9 protein-coding genes and 1 other RNA gene are annotated in these 10,325 nt (G+C 32.9%); 4 read left to right on the forward strand and 6 right to left on the reverse strand.

Annotation, left to right across the window (positions count from 1 at the left end):
• Nucleotides 1-171 precede the first annotated feature (171 nt).
• From ACT8VG_RS03485 to ACT8VG_RS03510, 6 genes are all read right to left on the reverse strand, one after another.
• Nucleotides 172-573 (reverse strand): hypothetical protein, encoded by a 402-nt coding sequence (locus ACT8VG_RS03485; RefSeq protein ID WP_444195212.1) that lies wholly within the window; start codon nt 571-573, stop codon nt 172-174.
• A 228-nt stretch (nt 574-801) separates the two neighbouring features.
• Nucleotides 802-1,154: a transfer-messenger RNA gene (gene ssrA, locus ACT8VG_RS03490) on the reverse strand.
• 1 nt (nt 1,155) lies between these two features.
• Nucleotides 1,156-1,602, reverse strand: coding sequence for an SsrA-binding protein SmpB (gene smpB / locus ACT8VG_RS03495; protein WP_006504861.1), 447 nt, complete (start codon nt 1,600-1,602; stop codon nt 1,156-1,158).
• A gap of 5 nt (nt 1,603-1,607) precedes the next feature.
• The gene (rnr, locus tag ACT8VG_RS03500; protein ID WP_444195213.1) at nt 1,608-3,737 is read right to left on the reverse strand and encodes a ribonuclease R; all 2,130 of its coding nucleotides are present in this window, start codon (nt 3,735-3,737) and stop codon (nt 1,608-1,610) included.
• 51 nt (nt 3,738-3,788) lie between these two features.
• Nucleotides 3,789-4,010, reverse strand: a complete 222-nt coding sequence (secG, locus tag ACT8VG_RS03505; protein WP_006504859.1) for a preprotein translocase subunit SecG — start codon at nt 4,008-4,010, stop codon at nt 3,789-3,791.
• A gap of 81 nt (nt 4,011-4,091) precedes the next feature.
• Nucleotides 4,092-5,801 (reverse strand): MraY family glycosyltransferase, encoded by a 1,710-nt coding sequence (locus tag ACT8VG_RS03510; RefSeq protein WP_444195214.1) that lies wholly within the window; start codon nt 5,799-5,801, stop codon nt 4,092-4,094.
• 188 nt (nt 5,802-5,989) lie between these two features.
• Between ACT8VG_RS03510 and ACT8VG_RS03515 the strand changes: the two genes are divergently transcribed.
• The 4 genes from ACT8VG_RS03515 to ACT8VG_RS03530 all read left to right on the forward strand — a co-directional run.
• Complete coding sequence (locus tag ACT8VG_RS03515; RefSeq protein ID WP_444195215.1) at nt 5,990-7,081, forward strand: DUF871 domain-containing protein; 1,092 nt, start codon at nt 5,990-5,992, stop codon at nt 7,079-7,081.
• A gap of 134 nt (nt 7,082-7,215) precedes the next feature.
• The gene (locus ACT8VG_RS03520) at nt 7,216-8,697 is read left to right on the forward strand and encodes a glycoside hydrolase family 1 protein (protein WP_195921093.1); all 1,482 of its coding nucleotides are present in this window, start codon (nt 7,216-7,218) and stop codon (nt 8,695-8,697) included.
• 300 nt (nt 8,698-8,997) lie between these two features.
• The gene (locus ACT8VG_RS03525; protein ID WP_444195216.1) at nt 8,998-9,990 is read left to right on the forward strand and encodes an aminopeptidase; all 993 of its coding nucleotides are present in this window, start codon (nt 8,998-9,000) and stop codon (nt 9,988-9,990) included.
• Nucleotides 9,991-10,136: 146 nt separating this feature from the next.
• Nucleotides 10,137-10,325, forward strand: a 189-nt coding sequence (locus tag ACT8VG_RS03530) for a 5-oxoproline transporter, DUF969 family subunit (RefSeq protein WP_444195217.1), incomplete at its 3' end; no start/stop codon positions are given.

The raw sequence follows: 10,325 nt of genomic DNA on the forward strand, positions 1-10,325 counted from the left end.
ATCCATTGTTTTGGCAATTTGTGAAGCATAATATTCACTATAAGGTTCTAAGCCACTATTCGCAAATCCTTCTGTTCCTGATTTATAAAGAAGAATATTATTTTTTATTCTTCTCCATGATTTTGCAAGCATCCCATTTGTTGTAAATTCAGGCGATAAACAGTATTTAGTTCATTTATAGATTCCATATCCTGTAAAAGCAATGGAAGCAATATTTGTATTAAAAGAATTATGATAAAGATTTTTATCTTTAAATAAATCTTTACAATTTTCTTGCACAACCCAATAACTATCATTCAATGATAAGCCTTGACATATATCAATAATACCTTTTGTATCTTTTTCATTTAATCCTAATCGAGATAAAAAATTAGAAACATAGGCTCTATTTCTAGGAATTGTCCTTTTTTGAAGCCATTTTTTTAATCCTTCATTGCTTAATTCTAAGTCTAATGGTAAAAGATATTGTAAATTTTGATTAACATTATTAATCAAAACTTCTAATCCGTCATTTGTATTTTTCATAGAAAAATACAATAAATCATTATCATACTGTTTTAAAATATAATTCATGAAAAACACTTCCTTTCAAAAAATAATTATCTAATAATTTCCATCAAACATAAATAATCTGTAATCTTTACTTTTATTACATCCATTTTACCTCATCTTTGAAGTAAAAAATAGCGATTTTTAGGTAGTGACACCCACATAAATCGCTATTTCTTGATTATTTAAAATATCTTAAAAAATGTTGATTTCATCAGTTTTTTTGATGAGATTCATTTTAACTCTTAATTTTGGTGGAGGCGGGGGGAATCGAACCCCCGTCCAAAAGCCGTTCCATATCAGGTGTCTACAGTTTATCTTATTGAATCAATTTAAGTATGTTACGATCAATAAGCAATCTTTCGCATACCGATTTCTGATTGATTTTCATGAATATAGTCAGAACATCCTATATTCCTTATCTTACAGGTTATGTTACAGACTCTAAAGGTGTAAGCGCAGATAGGTCTGCATTCGCAAGTCTATGTCGACTATTAAGCGAAAGCGTAATTTGTTCTGTTTCCAGATATTTGTTTGTGCATGTAACGTTTGCCAACGACTGCTGCCTGATTCAAACTGACCCCTGTCGAATCCAAGACGCCCCCATTAATAAGCGCGTTTGAGAGCTTTCTCAATATCGCGCTTAGCATCTTTTTCTTTTAAATCATTACGCTTGTCATAGAGCTTCTTACCTTTTGCAAGAGCAATTTCTAGCTTTGCTTTTGAGGTATTGAAGTAAAGCTTTGTAGGAACGATTGTTAAACCATCCTCACGAACCTTCTTCTCTAGTTTACTAATTTCTTTCTTATGAAGCAATAGTTTTCTGATACGTCTAGGTTCATGATTAAAGATATTTCCATTTTCATAAGGGGCAATATACATATTCTCAATAAAAGCTTCATGGTCTTTAATTCTTACAAAACAGTCCTTAAGGTTGGCACTGCCTTTGCGAATAGACTTGATTTCAGTACCTTTTAGTTCAATACCTGCTTCAAAAGTTTCTAGGATAAAATAATCATGATATGCTTTTTTGTTATTTGAGATGATTTTCATATATATTACCTTCTTGTACGGAATTTTCTTTTCTTCTTTCTATGACTTCCAGCTTTTACAAGCTCGAAGTCAATTGTCTTTTCTAGCTTATTTGCTTCAGTTACTCTGACTTTTACTGGATCACTCATCTTGAACATACGTCCTGTATGTTCACCGATAAGAATAAGATTCTTTTCATCATAAGCATAATAATCATCTGTTAAGGAAGTCATATGAACAAGACCTTCGATGGTATTAGGAAGTGATACAAAGAATCCAAAACTTGTAATAGAAGAAATATAACCATCAAATACCTCACCAACATGATGAGACATAAATTCAGCTTTCTTCATATCTTCTGCTTCACGTTCAATATCAATCGCAATTCTTTCACGATTAGAAGACTGTTCAGCAAGTACTGGAATCATTTCTTCAAACTCATTCATTCTAGAATAATCATTCTTGAATAAGTAAGTTCTAATCAAACGATGTACCAATAAGTCTGGATAACGTCTAATAGGTGATGTGAAGTGTGTATAGAATTCATCCGCAAGACCGAAGTGTCCAAGACATTGAGCATCATAACGTGCTTTCTGCATTGATCTTAATAATAATGTAGAAATAATATCATGCTCAGGTGTTCCCTTAGATTCTTCAATCATACGTGCTAATTCATGAGGGTTGATCTTTTCAAGAGACCCATGAATAGTATAACCCAAAGGCTTCGCAATGGAAACAAATTGTTGTAACTTCTCTTTCTTAGGATACTCATGTATACGATAGATGAAAGGTACATCCATCCATTTAAAGTGTTCAGCCACTGTTTCATTAGCACATAACATGAACTCTTCAATAATATGATCACTCTCACCACGATTTCTTAAGACAACATCTACAGCACGTCCTTTATCATCTACAAGAACCTTTGCTTCATCTACATCAAAGTCAATCGCACCACGACGATCTCTCTTCTTTCTTAAGATAGCAGCTAATTCTTTCATATTAAAGAATAACTCAACAGCATCACTGTATTTCTTCTTTAGTCCTTTATGACCTGCAAGAATCGCATTCACATTATTGTATGTCATACGATGAGAACTTCTAATAACAGTAGGGTAGATATTATGATCTACAACCTGTCCTTTATCATTGATCTCCATAATACAGCTAATTGCATAACGGTCCACACCTTCATTAAGTGAACAGATACCATTAGATAACTTATGGGGCAGCATAGGAATCACTCTATCTACAAGATAAATAGAAGTCCCTCTTCGAATCGCTTCCTTATTTAATTCAGTTCCTTCATTCACATAGAATGAAACATCCGCAATATGAACACCTAACTGATAATTCCCATTATCTAATTTCTTTAAAGAAATCGCATCATCCAAATCCTTGGCATCATCACCATCAATAGTCACAATCTGCCAATCTCTAATATCTAAACGATTAGGAATATCACTTGGATCAATAGATTGAGGAATAGATTCAATCTCATCATAGACTGCCTGTGGGAAATCAATATCCACATCATACTTATTCACAACAGATAAGATATCTACACCAGGATCATTCTTATGACCAATAATCTTAACAATATCACCCTTTAAATAAGGCTTGTACTTCTTAATCTCTACAACAACCTTATGTCCAGGCATAGCCCCATGTGCATGGGCTTCATCTACATAAATCCAATCAGTAAACTTAGGATCATCAGGCATGATGATGAGTTCTCTTCTACCTTTTCTGACTAATCCAACAAGTCGAGTCATACCACGCTTAATGATCTTTACAACACGTCCTTCAGGTTTTCCTCTATAGACAGTTGTTTCAATCATAACCTCATCCTGATCAAAAGCACCATTGAGGTTCTTGCTATTAATATAGTATTCAGTCTCTTCATCAACCTTTACAAAACCAAATCCTTTTTTATTTAAACTCAAAACACCTTTTAAATAATGGAAATCATCAATCAAATGATAGTTATTCTGATTATCTCTAATCACTTCACCATCTTCTTCTAATCTATTCATAAGCTTTACAAATGCGATATATTCTTCAGTAGAATCATAATGTAGTGCACTTGCAAGAGCATCTATTTTTCTATCCTTTAAGTCTTTATTCTTTAATAATTCTAAAACATCTTCTTTCATATATTCACCTCCAACAAAAGAAAAGAGGCACTCATAAGTGCCCCTTTATTATTATCCTGCCATTTTAATAAGAATTGCGATAACAAAGAATGCAATACCTAGTCCCACAGTAATACGTGTAAGAACTAAATCCACACCTCTTTCTTTTTGCTGTGCAAAAAGGTTAGAGCTCTGGCCAGTTAATGCATTAACAATACCATCAGTTTTTCCCGTTTGTAAAAGACACACAATAATTAGGGCTATAGAAACAATGATCAAAAGTACTTCTAACATTTTTCCTGCCTCCTTCTCTTTTAGACTTTTTCTACATTAGCGAATAAATAATATCATAAAAATATATCGATTACAACACCTTTATTTGTTCGCACCATTGTTGTAATCAAGGGATACAATACTAAAACGGTTATTCTTTTCTATAAGTGTTACTTTAATATTAATTGTTTGATAGTTGTAATAGAAATTCTTTTTATTAAATGTAATTTCTAATCCAACATCCGTATATTCATAATCCTCTAAACCACTTAATGTGACATCGGATGCTCTTGTATAATTCACTTCATATGTTGTGACTTCATCAAGATTTGTTTTATTCGCAATCATATCATTCACATTTGCATAATAGCTAGACTTCGCAAACTCTTCAAAGTTATCTAAACGATCACTATAGAAATACTGCGCGCCACCAATCTCATCTTTCTTCTTATTAGAAATAGTAAAGAAATCAATCGCAAATAATGCAGCAACATTCTGACATGTATTTCTCTTAGTATGAGATGCATTAATATCTTCATGCACTGACTTCATTAAAGAAGTAGGATGATTTGGCATTTCATAAGTAATGACTGGTGTATTTACTACTGGTTTTTTATCATTGTGTGTGTAATAAACAAATCCACCACTTACTGCAATCACAGCACATAAGAACCCAATAAGAATATATTTCACATGATGTCTTTTTGCTATCATTAAATATGTCTTAGATTCCTTGATCTTTGGTAAATCATCTCTTTTTAAGAATATATTGAGAATTGTAAGAATTGGTTTATATTTACGTGAAATCATATTGGTATATTCCACGAATATCTCAAATACAAGGAGTAATAATGCGAATAATAAAACAGATGCAGTCACACTATATATATGGATAAATGAACAGATAGAAAACAATGCGGTCGCAATATATAGAATAAGAACACTCTTAGTCTGACCTAATTCTAGTGAGAACATCAATTTATGATGTAAATGTCCTTTATCTGCTTCATCAAAGCGTTGATGATGAACCTTACGTCTAATAATCGCAATGAGTGTATCCATAATAGGTACTGCGAGTACGACAATAGGTGCCCCTAAAGTAAAGAATGTAGAGGTCTTAAATCCAAATCCTAATAAAGAAATCACAGATAACATGAAGCCAATAAATAAAGCCCCACAGTCACCCATGAATATTTTTGCGGGATGGAAATTAAATACTAAAAATCCTCCAATGGATCCTGCAAGTAAGAGTGTTAATGAAGTGATATCTGTACGTCCATAATGGATAGAGATGAGTCCTGTAGTAATCAACACAATCATGGATATACCACCACATAAGCCATCTAATCCATCAATAAGGTTTACTGCATTGGTAATACCTACAATCCATCCTAGAGTGACTATTAAGGCAATAGAATAAGAAAGAATAGTAGGAATATAAGGAATAGTAAATCCTTTTAAAGATATACCACCATAAAATATGACTATAAGTGCTGCAGCGACCTGTCCAAGAACCTTCATCTTTGGAGGAAGGTCATGAATATCATCATATAAGCCAAACAAGAAAACAATCAAACCACCTATTAATATAGAGTTGATCTGATTATCTGTTTTAAGGAATACCATTGCCCCTATAAGGAATGCCACATAGATGGCATATCCACCTGTACGAGGAATAATACCATGATGTACAGTTCTATTATTAGTATGAGCTATTATACCCATTTCTTTTGTGATTTTACCGATAAAAGGGGTTAGGATGACTGATATAATGAATGTCACACAGAACGCTAATATATTATTGAGTGTCATAGAAGCCTCCTTATTATGCTCATTATATATCAAATAGAAAGCATGTGCAAAATAATGAAATCTAACGCAAACTAAATCAACTATTGTATAATATAGAGAGAACGTATTCATAATACATAAAATACATATTGTTTTTATTGGTATAAATGATATAATGTTATCGGAAAATAAAAATAGGAGGATTTATTATGCATCGCTTAGGAATTTCAGTTTATCCTGAAAAATCAACTCAGAAAGAAGTTTATGATTACTTAGAACTTGCTGCTAAGTATGGCTTCTCAAGAATCTTTACTTGTTTATTATCAGTGAATGATCCAAAAGAAAAGATCATGAAGGACTTTGGAGAATTCATGGATAAGGCACATTCTTTAGGTTATGTTGTTGCAGTAGATACTAACCCAGAAGTATTTAAACATTTAGGAGCTACTTATAGTGATTTAAAACCATTCCATGATATGGGTGTAGATATCATCCGTTTAGATGGTTCATTTGGTACTACAGGAGATATCCAGGTTACTAGAAACCCTTATAATATTCAGATTGAATTCAACGGTTCTATGGACCAGGGTGTTGAATTATTATTAGAACAGGGTGGAAACAAGGATCAGGTTATTATCTGTCATAACTTCTTCCCAGAAAGATATTCTGGTTTAGACTGGAACTATTTCGTTAACTTCAATGCTTATTGGAAATCATTAAATCTTCATACAGCAGCATTCGTATCAAGTAACCAGCCACATACACATGGTCCTTGGAATGTATTCTGTGGATTACCAACAGTAGAAATCTTAAGAGGTCTTCCAATTGATTTACAGGCTCGTTTAATGCTTGCAACTGGAGATGTTGATGATATTATCATTGGTAATGCTTATGCTTCAGAAGAAGAATTAAAAGCTTTATCAGAAGTTGATTACCAGAACATCTGCTTCAAGATTGATGAAGTAGAAGGTTTATCAGATGTAGAAAAGGAAATCATTTATGATTACTATCCACATTGGGACCGTTATGATCATTCTTCATTCTTCTTACGTTCATCTGGAAGCAGAGTAAAGTATAAGGATGAAAGCATCCCACATCGTGAAACAGAACAGAAGATGTTCCATCGTGGTGATGTATTAATCGTTAATGATAATTTAGCTCATTATCGTGGTGAATTAGAAATCGCATTAAGAGATATTCCAAATGATGGTGAAAGAAACCTTTGTGGTCATGTAAAAGAAGAAGAAATGATGTTCTTAGACATGATTGAACCAGGTCACTATTTCAAGATTATTAAATAATAGTTAAGGCTATATGCATGATGCATATAGCCTTTTAAGGTATTTTCATATTTAGAAACATTTTTCATAAATAGGAAGAACAACATATTTTTTCTTATTTTAGATTAGAATAGAATTATAGGAGGGAAAAGAATATGAGTTTTCCAAAGAATTTTTTATGGGGTGGCGCTGTTGCTGCCAATCAATGTGAAGGTGCCTGGCTAGAAGATGGTAAAGAACCTAATGTCACTGATGTAATGGTGGGTATTGGTTCTAAGGATCCTGGTATTAAATGGAATGAAGAAACAAAGAAATATGAAATGTGCTTAGATCCTAATAAAGCATACTTAAGTCATGAAGCCATTGACTTCTATCATAGATATAAAGAAGATTTAAAGTTGATGTCTGGTATGGGCTTTAACTGCTTTAGAACATCTATTGCCTGGGGTAGAATCTTCCCTAACGGGGATGAAGAAACACCTAATGAAAAAGGTTTAGCTTTCTATGATGATATGATTGAAACAATGTTGGAATTGGGTATGGAACCAGTGATCACATTAAGTCATTATGAAACACCTCTACATCTTATTACTGAATATGGAGGATGGAGTAATCGTAAACTCATAGATTTCTGGAAACGTTATGTCACTACAGTATTTAAGAGATATAAGGGTAAAGTAAAATACTGGCTTACTTTTAATGAAGTCAATAATATGATGATTAACCCACTAGTTGCTGGTGGAGTACTCACTATTGATAATCCAAAAGATCCAAGTGATCCTATTGGTTCAACAACTGAAAAAGATAAGTGGCTTGCTTACTATAATATCTGTGTAGCCAATGCCTGGACAGTTAAATTATGCCGTGAGATTGATAAGGATGCACAAGTAGGATGTATGTTAACATGTTCATCTGTTGCAACATATCCATATGATTGCAATCCTGATAATGTCTTTGGGGCATACAATACAGTAAGATTAAATAATTTCTATTTTGGTGATGTCTTCTGTTTAGGAGAAATTCCTGGTTATGTAAAACGTATATGGAGAGAACATGACTGTGCACCTGAAGTAAGAGAAGATGAATTACAGTTAATAAAAGAAAATACAGTCGCATTCTTCTCATTTAGTTATTATCGATCAACTACATATGATCAGTCTGTTGGTATGGATGGTAATACAGGCGGATTAAAAGGACGTGCTAATCCATTTGTAAAGGAATGTTCACCAGAACCTTGGTGTTGGCCAGTTGATCCAAAAGGTATCCGTTATGTTATGAATATCTTATATGATCGTTATCATTTACCACTCTTTATTGTAGAAAATGGTATTGGTTTAGATGAAAATCTAGATGAAACAGGACATATTCATGATGAATATAGAATGTATTACATCAAGGAACATTTAAAATATGTTCATGAAGCTATTTTAGATGGTGTTGAATGCATGGGTTACTTATATTGGGGACCTATTGATGTTGTTTCTGCAGGTACTGGAGAAATGAAGAAGCGTTATGGTTTTGTCTATGTAGATCGTTTTAATGATGGACATGGAACACTTGAAAGAAAACTAAAAGATTCTTATGAAGAATATAAAGAAATCATTGAAACAAATGGAGACTCTATTCTGCATTCTTAAGAATTGAATTACTGAACTGGCGTGATTCTGTTAATTACGCCAGTTTTTCTTATAAGATTTTTCTCTTGTAGATACATAGAGTGATGCATTCACAAGATGAGATAAATCATTGGTACACATATTATTATGTTGTACTTTTGGTAATAGGTGTCCATCTGTATAGGTTCTTTGAGATACGTACAAGAGTAGAAGGAGTAGTATCTGTTTAAACTGCAATATATGTTGTTGAGTAGTTTTCAATCATATGTATCGCAAGAAATGTTGATTTTATATATAATGAGCATTGGAGGTTGATTTTACATGAATATAAATGAAGGAGCAAGAATAGTTGTAGAAGACTGGCTCCATCTTACAAAAGATAATTTAGTATATTTTGTGACAGATGAAACAAAACTTAAAGAAGCAGATGCCTTCTCAAAAGCATGTGATCATATTGGTGCTAGATGTAAGGTTGTCCAATTAAAATCACATGAAATACAAAATGGTAAAAGTATAGATGATTTAAAATGGGAAATGGCTAAAGCAGATGCGATAGTAGGTGCAACCAATTATTCATTTATTACAACAGATGCTGTGAACTATGCACTTTCACGTGGCGCACAGTTCTTATCCATGCCAATGTCTACAAATAATGGTGAATCATTATTTGAACAGGAATTCTTAAAAATGGATCCTGATGAAGCCACAATGTTAGGTATGCCAATGTTCTGGGAATTACGTGATGCAAAAACAATGCATGTTACGACTAAACGTGGTACAGACCTCACCTTTGATATCACAGATCGTTTTCCAGGTATCTTCCATGGTTCTCTATGGGAAGTAGGAAAATGTTCATCATCCAGCTTTGAAATCTATATACCACCAGTAGAATATCATACAAATGGTACACTTATATTAGATGGATCAATGGGATATATAGGAATAGTGGATAAACCTGTAGAAATAAAAATAGAGAATGGTTATATCACTAATATCGAAGATACAGAAGATGGACGTAAACTGAAAGAATACTTAGAATCATTTGATGATTTAGAAATGTATTGTGCCGCAGAATTTGGAATAGGTTTAAATACAATATCTAAGTGTCGTGGAGCCAGCTATATTGAAGATGAGTCTGCTTTTGGAACATTCCATATTGGTTTTGGCAGAAATCTTGCCTTAGGAGGCAGTCATAATGCACGTGGACATTTTGATTTAGTGACACATAATCCAACTATTATTGTAGATGATAAGGTCATCATGAAAGATGGACATGCCAAGGCAATTCAGCCGATTGAATGGGGAGTATTATAGTACTCCTCTTTTTATTTGTTCAAATATCGTAAAATGTAAGGGTGCTCAATTTGTATTTTAATGAAATATTGTCTCTATCAATTTGCATATAGCGACATTTATTGGTATAATTATTTTATAATTTTACGAAGGAAGAGGAAAAACATATGAATGATGCTATTAAACTTATCGGTATCGTAATTGTCGTTATTGGGTTTGTAATGAAATTCGATACTCTTGCAACAGTTGTTGTTGCTGGTTTAGTAACAGGTTTAATCAGTGGTATGTCTATCATGGACATTTTAAATAAACTAGCTACAGCCTTTTTAACTAACCTTACAGCAACTATATTTATT

Source organism: Catenibacterium sp., from assembly GCF_052354645.1.
GTDB classification, from domain to species: Bacteria; Bacillota_I; Bacilli_A; order Erysipelotrichales; family Coprobacillaceae; genus Catenibacterium; species Catenibacterium mitsuoka_A.

Bases quoted from the DNA above. Each gene is read 5' to 3' on its own strand.
- ACT8VG_RS03485 (WP_444195212.1), bottom strand. From the start codon at position 573: ATGAATTATATTTTAAAACAGTATGATAATGATTTATTGTATTTTTCT.
- smpB (WP_006504861.1), bottom strand. From the start codon at position 1,602: ATGAAAATCATCTCAAATAACAAAAAAGCATATCATGATTATTTTATC.
- rnr (WP_444195213.1), bottom strand. From the start codon at position 3,737: ATGAAAGAAGATGTTTTAGAATTATTAAAGAATAAAGACTTAAAGGAT.
- secG (WP_006504859.1), bottom strand. From the start codon at position 4,010: ATGTTAGAAGTACTTTTGATCATTGTTTCTATAGCCCTAATTATTGTG.
- ACT8VG_RS03510 (WP_444195214.1), bottom strand. From the start codon at position 5,801: ATGACACTCAATAATATATTAGCGTTCTGTGTGACATTCATTATATCA.
- ACT8VG_RS03515 (WP_444195215.1), top strand. From the start codon at position 5,990: ATGCATCGCTTAGGAATTTCAGTTTATCCTGAAAAATCAACTCAGAAA.
- ACT8VG_RS03520 (WP_195921093.1), top strand. From the start codon at position 7,216: ATGAGTTTTCCAAAGAATTTTTTATGGGGTGGCGCTGTTGCTGCCAAT.
- ACT8VG_RS03525 (WP_444195216.1), top strand. From the start codon at position 8,998: ATGAATATAAATGAAGGAGCAAGAATAGTTGTAGAAGACTGGCTCCAT.